The following is a 15,569-nucleotide window of genomic DNA, read 5'->3' on the forward strand; positions in this document are numbered from 1 at the left end:
TTTCCTTCTTTATATATGCGATGCCTGTGGGCGCGGTTCTTTACGCGTCAAGGGCGGAGAGGTCAACGCCGATGGCGGCGGCCATCTCCTCGTTCTTGACAACGACGAGCTCGGAGGTGGAGAGGTGCTCGATGGCCATGTCGGCGGGCTTGGCCTCGCCCTTCAGGATCTTCACGGCCATCTCGCCGGCCAGCTTTCCGAGGTCGGTGTAGTTGATGGACAGGGTGAAGAGACCGCCGGCGTTGCACATGCCCTCCTCGCCGGTGACGAAGGGGATCTTGTTCTCCTTGCAGATCTGGCCGACCTGAGCGGCGCCCGCGGCGATGGTGTTGTCGGTGGGGGCGTATAGGGCGTCGACCTTGCCCACGGCGGACTCCACGACGGACTGGATCTCGTTGGAGCTGGAGACGGCGTACTCGTCGTAGGCGATGCCCAGGGCGTCGAGCTCCTCCTTGGCGGAGGCGATCTGGATGTCGGAGTTGGACTCGGCGGAGCAGTAGAGCAGGCCGACCTTCTTCACGTCGGGCAGGACCTTCTGCATCATCTGGAGCTGCTCGGCCACGGGGGTGAGGTCGGAGGCGCCGGTGACGTTGGTGCCGGGCTTGTCGTTGTCCTTGACCAGGCCCGAGGCGGCGTAGTCGGTGATGGCGCTGCCGACGATGGGGATGTCGGAGGTAGCGGCGGCCGCGGCCTGGGCGGCGGGCGTGGCGATGGCGTAGATCAGGTCGACGCCGTCGCCCACGAACTTGGAGGCGATGGTCTGGCAGGCCGACTGGTCGTTCTGGGCGTTCTGCTGGTCGATGGTCACGGAGAGGCCGGAGGCGTTGACGGCCTCGACAAAGCCCGCGTTGGTTGCGTCGAGCGCGGAGTGCTCGGTGAGCTGCACGACGCCGATCTTGTAGGAGGCGGTGCCGTCGGAGCTGGAGCTCGCGGAGTTGCTGGAGCCGCAGCCGGCAAGAAGCACGGCCGCGCCGGCAACGCCGGAGGCCGCTACGAAGTTCCTTCTGGTAACGTTCATGTCTCTTCCCTTCCCTGGGATGTTGTAAGGGCGGGTGCTAGTCTAATGGGCCGAGCCACGCAGCTGAAATCTTGCAGCAGACCTGAAACAACTTCTTGGCCCGCACCAGCCCTACCGGCGCAAAAAGGGCGGCGAGAAGATCGCTCTTCTCGCCGCCCGAAAGCGCGCTATGAAGCCGTGAGGCTAGGGTTTGGGCCCGAGGCTACTCCGCGGAACCCGAGGCGAGCTCCTTGGCGTCCTGGCTCTTGCGGATCTGAGGCAGGATGAAGCCGAGCAGCGTCAGAGCGACCGGGGTCACGATGTTCAGGACCATGGTGAACGGGTCGTCGGAGTACATGCCCGTGATGCAGCAGAACAGCGTCACGAAGAAGCACCAGGCGCCCAGGACCATGCCCAGGGTGCGGCCCTTGACGAACTTGTACTCGGGGTTGAACTTGTCGCCGGCCTTCTTGAGCAGGAAGTAGGCAACAAAGACCCACAGGTAGCGAAGGGGCATGCAGACGGAGTTCAGCTTGTTGAGCTGGGTCAGGACGGCAGCGGCGCCCGGGACCACGATCTGGGCCAGGATGATGGCGCCGGAAAGCACGGCGACCATCTTGATGCCGTTGATGTAAGCGCCCTTGTCGTTCTGCTTGAGCAGGGCCTTGGGCACGAACTGGCGAGAGTTCTCGTCGCCGAGCAGCATGCGCAGCGGGGCGTCGATGGAGACGACGAGGGTGGAGAACTGGCCGATGGCGTTGCAAGCGGCGTAGATGATCATGAGCAGGTTGCCCACGCCGTAGTAGTTGCCGAGCTTCTGGAAGGCCCAGTAGGAGCCGTTGGCCACGTAGGACTTGAAGTTGGCGTTAACGTCGGCGACGTCGAACATCATGCTCATGGCGATGGTGCCGAGAAGGGCGCAGACCAAGACCATGATGACGGTGACGATGATGGCCTTGGGGAACTGGCGGGCGGGGTTGCCGTCGACCTTGTTGACGTACGGCGAGATCTTCTCGATGCCGCCGACGGCGAAGACCAGAATCGACAGGTTGGTGATGAAGGTGATGTCGATGTTGGGGATGAGGTTGCTAAGCGACCAGTCGGCGCTCACGTAGCCGCCGTTGGGGTTGATGGCGGGGGCCGCGAACATCATGAGGATGTACAGAAGGCTCATGACGAACATGGAGGAGCCGGCGATGGTCGCGAGCTTCTTCAGCGGGTTCAGGCCGCGGGAGGCGACCCAGCAGAAGAACAGGAACACGGCCAGGGTGGCAAGCTGGACGGCCAGGGTGGGGAACGAGTCATACGTCTCGGCGTTGCCGAAGACCATCCAGGACAGGGCCTTCAGGCCGCCGGAGCCCTTGGAGGCGATGTAGGAGACGTGGACGGCCCAGTAGGTCCAGCCGGCGAAGTAGGCGGCCTTGGCCACGGAGGTGCCCTTGATCCAGGAGGTCACGCCGCCGCCCTCGCTCTTGAAGGTGGAGCCGAGCTCGCCGACCATGAGGGCGTACGGGATGAAGTACAGAATGAACATGCCGATCCAGGAGATGATGACCTGGGGGCCGTTGAAGTACATGAAGCCGTTGGAGACGTTGCCAAAGCCCCAAAGGGTCGAGAACGTCATGAAGCACAGCATGTACCACTTGATTTTCTTATTGTCGGACATGTATCCCTTCTTTCCAAAGAGAGACGGGGCCGCTGGGCGCGCGCAGGCCCGCAGCCAAGCTTATAAGCCGTTTTGAAAATCGTTTGAAATAATACCGTATCAGAGGCGAAATTACCAAGCGCTCAGACGGAAACAGATTGCGACACGGCGGCGCGGGTGGTCGGGCGCGGGCGGGCGCGGGGCGCGGCCTAGTTGACCCCGCGGAAGCCGCGGCCGATGATCTCGGAGCTGCTGGTGATGGTGATGAAGGCGCCGGGGTCGATCTGGCGCACGTAAAGGCGCAGGCGCATGGCCTCGCGGCGCGTGAGGACGGTCGTGAGGATGATCACGCGGCGGCCCGAGTAAGCGCCCCAGCCGATCTGGACGGTGGCCGTGCGGCCGAGCGTGCGCACGATGAACTCCTCCACGTCGTGCGGGTACTTGCAGATGATCTGGCAGACCTTGCGCTGGCGGATGGACTCGATGGCGGTGTCCACCACGAAGGTCTTGGCGATAAGGCCCAGGATGCACCACAGGCCGACGCGCGGGCCGTAGAGCACGGCCGCGGCGCAGACGATGGCGATGTCCACGGCAAAGAGGGCCTTGCCGATCTCGACGTCCGTGTGGCGGCGCAAGATCATGGCAAGGATGTCCGTGCCGCCGGTGGAGGCGCCGATGTCGAAGACGAGGGCCGAGCCGAGGGCCGGCAGCAGCACGGCGAAGCAGACGTCGAGCGCGAGGTCGCCCGTGATGGAGGAGCTGATGGGAAAGACGAGCTCGAAGAGCGAGACGTAGGCGGAAAGCGCGATGGAGGCGTAGGCGCTCCAGAGCACGGCGCGGCGCTCGAGGAAGACGAAGCCCAGGGCCACGAGGGCAATGTTCAGCACCCACATGAAGGCCGAGACGGGAAGCTGTGGAAAGAGCGTCGAGAGCACGACGGCCACGCCCGAGGTGCCGCCAAAGGCCAGGTGGTTGGGGGTCTTGAAGACGACGATGGCGAGCGCGGTGAGAAGCAGACCGGCGTTCAGCATCCCGAAAAAGGCGAGGCCCTGGTAGCCCCGCGTGCGCTTATCGCTGACGGCATCGGCGCGCTGACCCTCCTCGGGGGTCTGGTCCTCGCAGATGGGGGCGATGGGGTCGCCCTCGTAGGCGTCGCCCACGTGATAGCTTTCGACCTCTGCGTCCTTCTCGCCCATTGCACTCCCCTGTTTACGCCCTCAAGCCGCGCGATAGCCTAACAGGTGTCATGGATTATTTCCAGTGTATTTCCGCTATGTTTCCTAATTGCTGCGCAAGCGGAGGAAGCCAGGGCGAGAGCGGGCATCTGGGACACAAACTCCCAAACTTTGGTGTCTTGTATAGAAACAGCGAGTAGAGGCGGCCGTCTGGGTCTCAGCCAACTGGGCAAACGTCGCTTCCGGAGGCGTGTCTACTCGGGAGTTCCGTACAAGACACCAAAGTTTGGAAGTTTGTGCCTCGGGACCGCCCCGGGCGCGGCGCTTGCGGCACAAGGCGGGGTCCGTGCCGATGATGGCACGGGCCCCGCTTGACTTGGCGCGTGTGGCTCTCCCCTACCCCAGCTTCTGCGCGAGGAGCTGGTTGAAGAGCTTCGGGTTGCCGGAGCCCTTGGCTGCCTTCATGCACTGGCCGACGAGGAAGCCGAGGACCTTCTTGTTGCCATCGCGGTACTGCTGGACCTGGTCGGTGCAGCGGCCAAGGACCTCGTCCACGATGGGCTCGAGGGCGCCGGTGTCGGTCACCTGGCGCATGCCCTTCTCGTCGACGACGCGCTCCGGGTCGTCATCCGTCCCGTTGACGAGGTCGAGGACTTCGCGCGCCTGTGCGAACGTGATGGCGTCGGCGGCGAGCAGCCCCGAGATGCTGCGCACCTGCGCGGGCGTGAGGGCGTCGTAGCTGGGCACGAGGTTCACCATGACGTTGCCGATTGTGGGTACGGCCTTGGCGTCGGCGCCCTCGACGGCCTGCTCGAAGAAGCTCGCGACCTTGGGGTCGCCGGCAAGCTGGGCGGCGTCAGCGCGCTTCAGGCCAAAGTCGGCCATGTAGCGGTCGCGCTTAGCGTCGGGCAGCTCCGGGATGCGCTTACGCGCGGCCTCGATGAACTCGTCGTCGAGGTCAAAGGGCGCGAGGTCCGGATCCGGGAAGAGGCGGTAGTCGTCGGCCGTCTCCTTGACGCGCATGACGATGGTGCGGCGGCGCGAGGGCTCCCAGTGGCGGGTCTCCTGGTAGATGATGCCGCCCTCCTCGAGGACCTCGGCCTGGCGGCAGATCTCGTACTCGAGAGCATCGTGCAGGCTCTTGAAGGAGTTGATGTTCTTCATCTCCGTCTTGGTGCCCAGGCCGTCCGTGCCGCGGCGGCGAAGGCTCACGTTGCCGTCGCAGCGCATGGAGCCGTTCTCCAGCGAGCAGTCGGATATGCCGAGCGTGAGGAACGTCTGGCGGAGCTTCTCCATAAAGAGACGCGCCTCCTCGGGGGTGCGCAGGTCGGGCTCGGTGACGAGCTCGATCAGCGGGGTGCCGCAGCGGTTGTAGTCCACGTAGGACTCCGCGGCGCCGCCGATGCGGCCCTCCTCGCCGCCCACGTGGACCATCTTGGCGGCGTCCTCCTCCATGTGGATGCGGAAGATGCGGATGGGCGTGGTGTAGGAGCCGTCGGCGTTCTTGTCGATGGTGACGGGGGCCGCCTTCTCCATGCCGCCGGGGGCCACGTTTCCGGTCTGGACGTGGTCCGGGCGCTCGTCGGCGCCCTGGCCGGAGACCTCGAGGTCAAGGTGGCCGTACATGCAGAAGGCCACGGGGCCCTGGGTGGTCTGGAAGTTCTTGGCCATGTCAGGGTAGAAGTAGTGCTTGCGATAGAACATCGAGCGGCGCTGGATCTGGCAGTTGGTGGCCAGGCCCGCCATGACGATGGACTCGATGGCCGCGCGGTTGGGCACGGGCAGCGCGCCCGGCATGCCCAGGCACACGGGGCAGACGTTGGTGTTGGGCTCGTCCTCGTGGGACAGGCGGCAGTTGCAGAACATCTTGGTGTCCAGGGCGGTGAGCTCGGTGTGGACCTCCAGGCCGATGACGGCCTCCCAGTCCTTCAGGACCTCGGAGAGCTTCTTCATCAGAGCTCACCCCCCTTCCCGGCAAAGGCGGGCGCGACGGTGCCGGCGACGTCGAAGCCGCGCTCGATGGCGCGGGCAAAGGTGAGAAGGCTGCGGTCCTTGAACGCGGGGCCCTGCAGCTGGGCCGAGACGGGCAGGCCGGTCGCGGCGCCAAGGCCCAGCGGCACGGAGATGCCGCCGTTGCCGGCGATGTTGTTGGAGATGGTGAACATGTCCGAGGCGTACATCTGCGTGGGGTCGCTCATCTCGCCGAACTTGAACGCGGTGCGCGGGGAGGCCGGCATCAGGATGACGTCGCACTTCTCGTAGGCGCGCATGTAGTCCCGGGTGATGAGGGTGCGGACCTGCTGGGCCGGGTAGTAGTACTTGTCGTAGGTGCCGCTAGAGAGAAGGTAGGCGCCCAGCATCTGGCGGCGCTTGGCCTCCTCGCCGAAGCCGTGGGCGCGCGAGAGCGACGTCTGGTCGGCGAGGTTCGCGCAGCCCGCCTCCTGGTAGCCGTAGCGCACGCCGTCGAAGCGGGCGAGGTTGGAGAAGGCCTCGCACGGGGCGATGACGTAGTAGGCGGCGATGGCAGAGGCGATGTTGGGAAGCTCCACCTCCACGACCTCGGCGCCCTGGTCGCGCAGGGCGTCGGCGGCGGCGTCGATGGCGCTCTTGACCTCGTCGGTGAGGCCGGCGGCCTCCATGAGCGCGGGCACGATGCCCACGCGACGGCCCTCGATTGCGTCCTCCAGGTGCTCGAGGAAGTTAACCGGGCAGTCCTGGGAGGTGGAGTCGTAGGGGTCGCGGCCCGCGCCGACAAGTGCGTTCATGGCAAGCGCGACGTCCTCCACGCGGCGGCCGAAGGGGCCGACCTGGTCAAGGGAGGAGCCGAAGGCCACCACGCCGTAGCGGCTGACCGCGCCGTAGGTGGGCTTCATGCCCACGACGCCGCAGAGGCTCGCCGGCTGCCGGATGGAGCCGCCGGTGTCGGAGCCCAGGGAGAGCGTGACCTCGCCCGCGGCGACGGCAGCGGCCGAGCCGCCAGAGGAGCCGCCGGGGACGCGCTCGGTGTCCCAGGGGTTGTTCGTGCGGTGGAAGGCCGAGGACTCCGTGGAGGAACCGAAGGCGAACTCGTCCATGTTGGCCTTGCCCATGGGGGTGGCACCGGCGTCGAGCATGCGCTGGACGCAGGTGGCCGTGAAGGTGGACTCGTAGTTCTCGAGCATCTTTGAGGCGCAGGTGGTGCGGGTGCCCACGAGGTGCATGTTGTCCTTGAAGGCCACGGGCACGCCCGCGAGCGGCCCGAGCTTCTCGCCGGCGGCGCGCGCGGCGTCGGTCTTCTCGGCGGCGGCAAGCGCGAGGTCGGCGGAGACCTCGAGGAAGGCCTGGACCTCGCCCTCGCGGGCGTCGATGGCGTCAAGCGAGGCGCGCGCGACGTCGACGGCGCTGAAGTCGCCGGCGACGACGCCTGCCGCGATCTGGGCAGCGGAGAGGGTGTCGAAGCTCGCCATTAGCGATCGCCTCCCTGGTCACCGAGGATGGACGGTACGCGGAAGTAGCGCTCGTGGGAGGCGCCCGCGTTCTTGAGGGCAACGTCGATGGGAAGCGCGCGGGGGTCGTCCGCGACGTCTGCACCCATAACGTTGGAGAGGTCTCCGATGGGGTGGAAGGTGGGCTCGACGCCCTCGAGGTCGTACTGGCGGATGGGCTCGAGCAGCTCGACGGCCTCGTTCATGTAAGCGGTCATCTCGTCGAGCTCGGCGTCGGTCAGGGCGATGCGCGCGTAGTCCGCGATGCCCGCGACGTCTTCTCTTGATAGGGCCATAGGTCCTCCTTGTTAGCGGTTGAGCCGCACTATTCTACGGCACGCGGCAAGAGCGGGCGGGCGGCGGCGCGCAGGCGAAACCTTACGGACTCCAAAGAGGGCGGGCGGCGGCGCGAAGAAGGCGGTTTTCGGCGGGCGGTCCTTCGGCGCGAGGCGCCTTATCGGTTCGGGGAAGAGAGGCGCTCGGCCGCGCCCGAGAGGGATTCTTCGGACCCCGCCGAGGCGTCGTCGCGCGCGAGCAGCCAGCGCATGAAGCTGCCGAAACAGGCGGCGAGGACCTGCTGGAACAAGGTCCCGATGATCACCGGGAACATGACCTCGCCCGGGAAGAACTGCCCAGCGATGACGGCGCCGGCCGAGATGTTGCGCATGCCGGTCTGGAACGTCATGGTGACCTGCGTCGCGCGCGGGCGCCTCCACAGGCGAGAGATGATAAGGCCCCAGAAGTACCCGGACATGGCGAAGAGGCCGATGAAGACGGTCACGCCCACGAGCTGCGGCGTGAGGTTGCGAATGTAGGGCGAGACGTTCGTCGAGTTGGAGAGGATCACGAGGACGAGCGCCACCTTGGCCGCCGGCGCGATGGCGGGGCTGAGCACCCGCTTGCCCCAGCCCCGCGTGAGGTCGTTGACGACCATGCCCGCGAGCGCCGGCAGGGCGATCTCGACGAGCATGTTGAGCATCATGCCGGCGGCGTCGACCTCGACCGAGGCGCCGAGGAGCAGCCGCAGCGTGAGCGGGATGGTCACGGGCGAGATAACCGTCGAGACGAGCAGCGTCGCCAAGCCTTGCGAGAGGTCGCCGCCGAACATGTTGATCCACATGGCCGAGACCACGGCCACCGGCACGGAGTACTCGAGCACGATGCCGCAGACCAGGTTCGGGTTGCCGCCGAAAAAGAGGCTGCCCAGCGCGAACGCGGCGCAGGGTATGGCCACGGCGGAAATGAGCAGCGTGACGAGCATGGCGGCCGGGCGCCTAAAGGCGTCGACGAGGTTCTCGAGGGTGTTGGAAAGCGCGCCCTGGAAGGTCATGAAGGCGAAAAGGGCCGTGACGAAGGGCTTGATGACCGAGATCTGGTCGGGGAACAAAACGCCGAGCGCCACGCAAGTGGGGGCAATAAACGCGAGGTGAGAGCCTATGAACTTGCCGAGCGACTGCCAAGATTGCACGAGATGGGACCTTCCGAGATCAAATTCAAACGCTGCAATCATAGGTGCAGGCACCGCGCGCGAGAAGGCCTCGGCCGGATAGTCACCGAGTGTTAAACCGCCCGCAACCTTGGACATGCGGAAAAGGGACTGCCCCCAAACCGCTGCAGAAAGGGGACTGTCCCCTTTTGGCAGGGGCGAACCTGTCACCACGTGCAGGTCCGTCCCAGAAGCGCTGCGGAAAGGGGACTGTCCCCTATTTGCAGGCGCGGCGGAAGCGGGCGACGAAGTAGAGGCCGATGAGCGCCGAGAGGGTCGATGCGCCGAAAAGCACGCCCTGGACGCCGAAGATTTCGGCCAAGAACGGCGAGACGATGAGCGGCAGGGTACCCGCCGAGTTCATGCCGACGCGCATGACCGACGACACGCGACCGACGACGCCCGCCTCGCAGCGCTGCTGCGTGAGCGTGGTACGGATGGGAGACAGGGCCCCGAACCCGACGCCGGTCACGACCTGCCCCACGGCGGCCACCAGCACGAACGGCGTGCCCGTGTAGATCATCGAGCCCGCGCCCACGACCAGAAGCGCCACGGCGAGCAGCCACGTGGAGAAGCGCTTCTTGGGAATCCTCAGCACGAGCAGCGACCCCAGTGTCCCGCCGATGCCGGAGATTGACGACAGCCACCCCATCCAGTCCGAGCCCACCTGCAGCACGTCTCGGTAGAATAGCGACTCGAGCGAGTCGAAGGCCCCGTAGCAAAAGAACCCGAGGAACCCGATGAGGAACAAAACGCGCAGCTCAGGCCTGCCGAAGACGATGCGCACGCCCTCGAAGACCTCGCGAGCGAAGCCGCCGCCGGCGCCCGCGGCGTTGGCAGGATCTACACTGCTGCGAATGCCCACGGGAAGGTCCTCGACGGTGAGCCACGTGACGACGAGCCCCGGCAAAGGCGCCAACGCGAGCAGCGAGAAGACGCACTGCTGCGGCGCCCACGTGGCGATCCATCCCGCGAGCGTGGGACCCGCGATGACGCTCACGCCGGTCGCCGTCTGGTTCAGGCCGTTCATGCGCGCGAGCTCGTCCGCGTCTTCCGAGAAATACCGCGGGTAGGCGTCGACCGCCGTCGTGCCGGCGCCGAACGCAAGGCCGATTCCTGCGGCAATAAGCACCAGCTCAGGATAGCTGACGGGCGCCCTCCACCCCACAAAACCGATTGCCGAGGTAAAGAGGAGCGCGCACAGCATCACGCGCCTCGGCCCGAGGCGATCGATGAGGGGCCCGACGAGGAAGTTGCCAAGCACGAGCACGACGTTGATGATGAGGACGAGCGCGGATGTCTGGGCGGCGCCCGCGCCCAAAACGTAGGTCGCGCAGCCGATGACGCCGACGAAGTACGTCGCCTGGAAGGCGAGCATCATAAAGAAGTTGATGGCGACGATGCGCAGCGCCGGCGAGGTATGGGTCTTCAAGCGGGTGCTCCGAACAAATGGCGCGGGCGCAGGGCCCGCGGGCTGAACCGCAACGCTCACCAGTGTGACAAATCCCGCGGCCGCTTGCAGCGCACGACGAGCGCTCTGCCCGCAGCGTCCCTCTTGCCGCCTGCGCCAAAATCCCCCCAAATAAGGGGTATTTATGAACCGCCTGCGCGCCTCTTGCCGTATAATCCCTACTCGCTAGTGTGAATTAATGGCATTGCACGCGCGGCCGCGGCCGCGCACCTATATAAGGAGAGAGAATGGCAGAGCTTCTGAACGTGAGCGGCGTCTCGGCGGGGACCGAGGGCAAGCCGATCCTTCACGGCATCGACCTTACGGTCGGCGAGGGCGAGTGTCACGTCCTCATGGGCCCGAACGGCGCCGGCAAGTCCACGCTGGGCCACGTCATCATGGGCGACCCCACCTACCGCGTGACCTCGGGCTCCATCAACTTCGCAGGCGCCGACCTCACCGACGCCTCCGCCGACAAGCGCAGTCTCGCCGGCATCTTCCTCTCGTACCAAGCGCCCGTGGAGGTCCCGGGCGTGCCCCTCTACAGCTTCCTGCGCACCATCTGCCAGATGCGCCCCGAGCTCAAGACCACCGCGCGCAAGTTCCGCAAGCGCGTGGGAGAGATCGCCGACCAGCTCGACCTCGACCAGTCCTTCCTCATGCGCGAGCTCAACGTGGGCTTCTCCGGCGGCGAGAAGAAAAAGATCGAGATGCTCCAGCTGCTGCTCCTGCAGCCCAAGCTCGCCATTCTCGACGAGACGGACTCGGGACTTGACGTCGACGCGCTGGGCGTGGTATCGCGCGGCATCGCGGCCTTCCGCGAGCAGTGCGACGGCGCCCTTATCGTCATCACGCACAACACCCGCATCCTCGAGCGCCTCGACGTCGACAAGACCCACGTCATGGTCAAGGGCCACATGATGGCCGAGGGCCCGGCGTCCCTCATCTCAAAGATCGACGCAAATGGCTTTGGCGCCTACGAGCAGATGGCCGTCGAGAAGGGCTACATCGCCGCCGCGGGCGCCGCGCCCGCCGAGGAGGCTGACGCCTAAGTGAGCGACGAGCGCACCAAGAACCGCACGCAGGTAGACGACGTCGACCGCTCCCTCTACGACTTCACCAAGTCCGAGGAGGGCTACGAGCGCTACGCCGACGGCCTCACCCCCGACATCGTGCGTGCCATCAGCCAGAAGAAGGACGAGCCGGCGTGGATGCTCCAGATGCGCCTGGACGCGCTGGACAAGTACCACGCGCGCGCCATGGCCGACAACTGGGGCCCCTCCATCGCGGGGCTGAACCTGGACCACATCTCCACGTACGTCTCGCCCAAGACCAAGCAGGCCAAGAGCTGGGACGACGTGCCGGAGGACATCAAGGACACCTTCGAGCGCCTGGGCATCCCCGAGGCCGAGCGCGACTCTCTTGCCGGCGTCGGCGCCCAATACGACTCCGAGATCGTCTACCACAACATGCGCGAGGAGGTGGCCAAGCAGGGCGTCGTCTACACGACCATCGAGGACGCGCTGCACGACCCCCAGTGGGAGCCCGTGGTGCGCGAGTACTTCGGCACCCTGATCCCGCCCACAGACCACAAGTTCGCGGCGCTGCACTACGCCGTGTGGAGCGGCGGCTCGTTTGTCTACGTGCCGGAAGGCGTCACCCTGGACTACCCGCTGCAGAGCTACTTCCGCCTGAACGCCGCGGGCGCAGGCCAGTTCGAGCACACGCTGATTATCGTCGAGCCGGGCGCTGACCTGCACTTCATTGAGGGCTGCTCGGCACCCAAGTACTTTGAGGCCAACCTCCACGCGGGAGCGGTGGAGCTCTTTGTGAAGGACGGCGCGCGCCTGCGCTACTCCACCATCGAGAACTGGTCCAAGAACATGTACAACCTCAACACCAAGCGCGCCAAGATCGGCGCCGACGCCAAGATGGAGTGGGTCTCCGGCTCCTTTGGCAGCCACGTGAGCTACCTCTACCCCACCACCATCATGGAGGGCGCGCGCTCCAGCTGCGAGTTCACCGGCATCACCTTCGCAGGCGCCACGCAGGATTTGGACACGGGCTGCAAGGTGGTCATGAACGCGCCGGACACCACGGCCTCGGTCAACACCAAGTCCATCTCCAAGGACGGCGGCATCAACACCTTCCGCAGCTCCGTGGTGGTGGGCCGCAAGGCCGACCGCGCGCGCTGCTCGGTGAGCTGCCAGTCGCTGATGCTGGACAACATCAGCCGCTCCGACACCATCCCGGCCATGGACGTGCGCAACTCCACCGCGCAGGTGGGCCACGAGGCCACCATCGGCCGCATCTCCGACGACACCATCCTCTACCTCATGAGCCGCGGCTGCTCTGAGGCCGAGGCGCGCACGCTCGTGGTCAACGGCTTTGCGAACCCCGTCTCCAAGGAGCTCCCCATGGAGTACGCCGTGGAGATGAACAACCTGATCAAGCTCGAGATGGAAGGGGCCATCGGCTAATGGCTGACGAGAAGAACACCGCCGCCGCGGGCGACGCCGCCACCGTCACGCTCGAGCGCGTGAACACCGCACCCGCGCAGACCTGGAACCGCCTGCGCGCCAACGACATCACCCTCACCGTGCCGAGCCTTTCTCGCAAGGGAGACGTCTACTTCGCGCTGCCGCAGCTCTTTGGCAAGATGGAGTGCGGCATGGGCGAGGCCGTCACCGGCTGGGCGACCTCCCAGGCGGCAGACGCCCGCTACGTCGAGGTGCAAAGAAACACCGTGCGCGAGGAGCCCATCGTAGTGGACATCGACGCCGACGCCGGCAACGTGGCCGACACGGGCGTCATGGTCCGCGAGGGTGCCTGCGCCACCATCGTGGTTGCCGTCCACGGCGGCGAGAAAGCCAGCGCGGGTGCCACAACCAGCGGCTCGTTGCTGCGCGTGGTGGCCGAGGCCCGCGCCAACGTGACCATCATCGAGGTCCTGGGCGTTGCCGCCGAGCAGCAGCACCTCGAGAGCGTGGGCATCACGGCAGACGAGGACGCCCACATCGAGGTGCGCCAGTACGCCCTCGGCGGCGGCACCGTGGCCATGGGCCTTGCGGCAGAGCTTGCCGGCGCCCGCTCCCGCATCGACCTCACCTGCCGCTACTTTGCCCACGACAAGAACGTCCTGGACATCAACCACGTTGTCCGCATGCGCGGCAGGAACACCCGCGCCGAGGTCAGCGAGTCCGGCGCCCTCGACGGCGCGGCACGCAAGTCCCTGCGCGCCACGATCGACCTTGTCCACGGCGCCCGCGGCGCCAAGGGCAACGAGGCCGAGAGCGTCCTTGTGCTGGGAGACGACGTGGTGAACAAGACCGTCCCCACCATCCTCTGCGACGAGGACGACGTGGCCGGAAACCACGGCGCCACCATCGGCAGCGTCTCGCCCGAGCAGATCGACTACCTCATGGACCGCGGCCTTTCTCGCCACGAGGCCGAGCAGCTCTTCGTGCGCGCCATCTTTGAGGACGCTATCATGCACGCGCCGGAGGCCGCCTCCCACAAGGCCGCGGTGCTTCGCGCCGAGGAGGTCCTGGGCGCCGACGTTGCCCACGACTTCGACGAGGGCGCCGAACCTGCAAAAGGGACAGTCCCTTTTGCAGGTGGCGAGGAGGAGTAATGGCCGACATCGAGAAGAGCCCGTATAAGGCGGACTTCCCGCTGCTGGTCGGCCACCCCGAGCTCGCGTTTCTCGACAGCGCGGCCACCGCGCAGCGCCCCGCCTGCGTGCTCGACGCCCAGGTCGACTTCTACCGCCGCATGAACGCGAACCCGCTGCGCGGCCTCTACAGCCTCTCGGTCATGGCCACGGCGGAGATCTCCGCCGTGCGCAAGCAGGTCGCGGAGTTCGTCGGCGCGCGCGACGAGAACGGCCGCCCGCTCGCCGACGACGTCGTCTTCACGCGCAACACCACCGAGAGCCTGAACCTCGTGGCCAAGAGCTTCGCGCCGACCGTGCTTGGGCCCGGCGACGAGGTCTGCGTCACCGTGATGGAGCACCACTCCGACCTCATCCCCTGGCAGCAGGCCTGCCGCGCGGCGGGCGCCACGCTCGTGGTCATGTACCCCGAGAAGGACGGCGCCCTCACCGAGGCCGAGGTCGCGGCAAAAATCGGCCCCAAGACGAGAATCGCCGCCTGCGTCCACGTCTCCAATGTCATGGGCTGCGAGCTGCCGGTGCGCGCCATCGCCGACGCCGTGCACGCGCAGGGCGGCTACCTGGTGGTGGACGCCGCGCAGTCCACGCCGCACCTGGCCGTTGACGTGGCCGAGCTCTGCGCCGACTTTCTCGCTTTCTCCGCCCACAAGTGCCTGGGTCCCATGGGCGTGGGCGTGCTGTGGGGCCGCCACGAGCTGCTGGCGCAGATGCCGCCGATGCTCACCGGCGGCGAGATGATCGACTCCGTGAGCGAGCAGGACGCCACGTGGGCGCCCGTCCCCGAGAAGTTCGAGGCCGGCACGCAGGACGCCGCCGGCATCTTTGCCACGGGTGCCGCGCTCGCCTACCTCACACAGACCGTGGGCCTCGATGCCGTGGCCGCACGCGAGGCCGCGCTTGTCTCTTACTGCATGGAAAAGCTCTCTGAGCTGGGTTTCATTGACATCATCGGCAGCGCGGACCCCGCACGCCACCACGGCGTCGTGAGCTTCAACGTCCGCGGCGTGCACCCCCACGACGTGGCGAGCATCCTCGATATGTCCGGCGTCTGCATCCGCGCCGGCCACCACTGTGCCCAGCCGCTGCTCACGTGGCTCGGCGTGGAGAACTTGGCCTGCTGCCGCGCCAGCATGGCTTTCTACAACGACAAGTCCGACATCGACCGCCTCGTGGGCGGCCTCAACCAGGTTTGGCAGGTATTCCATGGCCGTGACTGATCTCTACAACGCCGAGTTCATGGACCACGTGTCCCACCCGGACTACAAGTACGAGCTCGAGGACGCCGACTGCGAGCACGAGGGCGTGAACCCCTCCTGCGGCGACGAGCTCAAGTTCCAGGTCAAGTTCGCCGATGACGGCACCATCGAGGAGGCCGCCTTCACCGGCCACGGCTGCGCCATCAGCCAGGCCTCGGCCGACATCATGAGCGACCTCATGATCGACAAGAGCCCCGAGGAGGCCATCGAGCTCTGCAAGCTCTTCATGCAGATGGTCCGCGGTGAGATCGACGAGGACGACCCCGCCCTCACCGCCCTCGAGGACGCCTCGATCCTCAAGGACATCGCCCACATGCCCGCGCGCGTCAAGTGCGCCGAGCTCGCCTGGCGCACCCTCCAGGAGATGCTCGAGTCCCGCTAACCTGCAAAGGGGACAGTCCCTTTTGCAGGTACCGTCCCCTT

General features: G+C 66.3%; 13 protein-coding genes. 5 read left to right on the forward strand and 8 right to left on the reverse strand.

Annotated elements, in window-relative coordinates:
- Window positions 1-40: 40 nt before the first annotated feature.
- The 8 genes from U5709_RS00755 to U5709_RS00790 all read right to left on the reverse strand — a co-directional run bounded on the left by U5709_RS00755 (window position 41) and on the right by U5709_RS00790 (window position 10,199).
- Window positions 41-1,018: an ABC transporter substrate-binding protein gene (locus U5709_RS00755; protein ID WP_321972366.1), complete on the reverse strand. Its 978-nt coding sequence runs from the start codon at window positions 1,016-1,018 to the stop codon at window positions 41-43.
- Between the two features lie 202 nt (window positions 1,019-1,220).
- Window positions 1,221-2,663, reverse strand: a complete 1,443-nt coding sequence (locus tag U5709_RS00760; protein ID WP_321972365.1) for an amino acid permease — start codon at window positions 2,661-2,663, stop codon at window positions 1,221-1,223.
- Between the two features lie 188 nt (window positions 2,664-2,851).
- On the reverse strand, window positions 2,852-3,838 hold the full coding sequence (locus U5709_RS00765) for a YitT family protein (RefSeq protein ID WP_321972364.1): 987 nt from the start codon (window positions 3,836-3,838) through the stop codon (window positions 2,852-2,854).
- Between the two features lie 375 nt (window positions 3,839-4,213).
- Window positions 4,214-5,770 carry an Asp-tRNA(Asn)/Glu-tRNA(Gln) amidotransferase subunit GatB gene (gatB, locus tag U5709_RS00770; RefSeq protein WP_321972547.1) on the reverse strand — a complete coding sequence of 519 codons (1,557 nt, stop codon included), beginning with the start codon at window positions 5,768-5,770 and terminating at the stop codon, window positions 4,214-4,216.
- Window positions 5,770-7,263, reverse strand: coding sequence for an Asp-tRNA(Asn)/Glu-tRNA(Gln) amidotransferase subunit GatA (gene gatA / locus U5709_RS00775; RefSeq protein ID WP_321972548.1), 1,494 nt, complete (start codon window positions 7,261-7,263; stop codon window positions 5,770-5,772). Before gatA ends, gatB begins: the two co-directional genes overlap by 1 nt.
- A complete protein-coding gene (gene gatC, locus U5709_RS00780) occupies window positions 7,263-7,577 on the reverse strand; it encodes an Asp-tRNA(Asn)/Glu-tRNA(Gln) amidotransferase subunit GatC (RefSeq protein ID WP_321972549.1) in 315 nt (104 codons plus the stop codon). The genes gatA and gatC overlap by 1 nt, the downstream gene beginning before the upstream one ends.
- A 158-nt stretch (window positions 7,578-7,735) precedes the next feature.
- A complete protein-coding gene (locus U5709_RS00785) occupies window positions 7,736-8,749 on the reverse strand; it encodes a bile acid:sodium symporter family protein (RefSeq protein WP_321972360.1) in 1,014 nt (337 codons plus the stop codon).
- A gap of 235 nt (window positions 8,750-8,984) precedes the next feature.
- Window positions 8,985-10,199 carry an MFS transporter gene (locus tag U5709_RS00790; RefSeq protein WP_321972550.1) on the reverse strand — a complete coding sequence of 405 codons (1,215 nt, stop codon included), beginning with the start codon at window positions 10,197-10,199 and terminating at the stop codon, window positions 8,985-8,987.
- A 266-nt stretch (window positions 10,200-10,465) separates the two neighbouring features.
- On the opposite strand from U5709_RS00790, the gene sufC reads away from it, so the two are divergent.
- The 5 genes from sufC to sufU are packed head-to-tail and all read left to right on the forward strand — an operon-like array spanning window position 10,466 to window position 15,528.
- The gene (gene sufC, locus U5709_RS00795) at window positions 10,466-11,269 is read left to right on the forward strand and encodes a Fe-S cluster assembly ATPase SufC (RefSeq protein WP_321972358.1); all 804 of its coding nucleotides are present in this window, start codon (window positions 10,466-10,468) and stop codon (window positions 11,267-11,269) included.
- Window positions 11,270-12,697: a Fe-S cluster assembly protein SufB gene (gene sufB, locus U5709_RS00800; RefSeq protein ID WP_321972357.1), complete on the forward strand. Its 1,428-nt coding sequence runs from the start codon at window positions 11,270-11,272 to the stop codon at window positions 12,695-12,697.
- The gene (locus U5709_RS00805; RefSeq protein WP_321972551.1) at window positions 12,697-13,851 is read left to right on the forward strand and encodes a SufD family Fe-S cluster assembly protein; all 1,155 of its coding nucleotides are present in this window, start codon (window positions 12,697-12,699) and stop codon (window positions 13,849-13,851) included. The genes sufB and U5709_RS00805 overlap by 1 nt, the downstream gene beginning before the upstream one ends.
- Window positions 13,851-15,107 (forward strand): SufS family cysteine desulfurase, encoded by a 1,257-nt coding sequence (locus U5709_RS00810; RefSeq protein ID WP_321972552.1) that lies wholly within the window; start codon window positions 13,851-13,853, stop codon window positions 15,105-15,107. The genes U5709_RS00805 and U5709_RS00810 overlap by 1 nt, the downstream gene beginning before the upstream one ends.
- Window positions 15,094-15,528 (forward strand): Fe-S cluster assembly sulfur transfer protein SufU, encoded by a 435-nt coding sequence (gene sufU, locus U5709_RS00815; protein WP_321972354.1) that lies wholly within the window; start codon window positions 15,094-15,096, stop codon window positions 15,526-15,528. Before U5709_RS00810 ends, sufU begins: the two co-directional genes overlap by 14 nt.
- The last annotated feature ends 41 nt before the right edge of the window (window positions 15,529-15,569 follow it).

This window comes from Paratractidigestivibacter sp. (assembly GCF_963660155.1).
Classification (GTDB): Bacteria; Actinomycetota; Coriobacteriia; order Coriobacteriales; family Atopobiaceae; genus Paratractidigestivibacter.

Bases quoted from the DNA above. Each gene is read 5' to 3' on its own strand.
- U5709_RS00755 (WP_321972366.1), bottom strand. From the start codon at position 1,018: ATGAACGTTACCAGAAGGAACTTCGTAGCGGCCTCCGGCGTTGCCGGC.
- U5709_RS00760 (WP_321972365.1), bottom strand. From the start codon at position 2,663: ATGTCCGACAATAAGAAAATCAAGTGGTACATGCTGTGCTTCATGACG.
- U5709_RS00765 (WP_321972364.1), bottom strand. From the start codon at position 3,838: ATGGGCGAGAAGGACGCAGAGGTCGAAAGCTATCACGTGGGCGACGCC.
- gatB (WP_321972547.1), bottom strand. From the start codon at position 5,770: ATGAAGAAGCTCTCCGAGGTCCTGAAGGACTGGGAGGCCGTCATCGGC.
- gatA (WP_321972548.1), bottom strand. From the start codon at position 7,263: ATGGCGAGCTTCGACACCCTCTCCGCTGCCCAGATCGCGGCAGGCGTC.
- gatC (WP_321972549.1), bottom strand. From the start codon at position 7,577: ATGGCCCTATCAAGAGAAGACGTCGCGGGCATCGCGGACTACGCGCGC.
- sufC (WP_321972358.1), top strand. From the start codon at position 10,466: ATGGCAGAGCTTCTGAACGTGAGCGGCGTCTCGGCGGGGACCGAGGGC.
- U5709_RS00805 (WP_321972551.1), top strand. From the start codon at position 12,697: ATGGCTGACGAGAAGAACACCGCCGCCGCGGGCGACGCCGCCACCGTC.
- U5709_RS00810 (WP_321972552.1), top strand. From the start codon at position 13,851: ATGGCCGACATCGAGAAGAGCCCGTATAAGGCGGACTTCCCGCTGCTG.
- sufU (WP_321972354.1), top strand. From the start codon at position 15,094: ATGGCCGTGACTGATCTCTACAACGCCGAGTTCATGGACCACGTGTCC.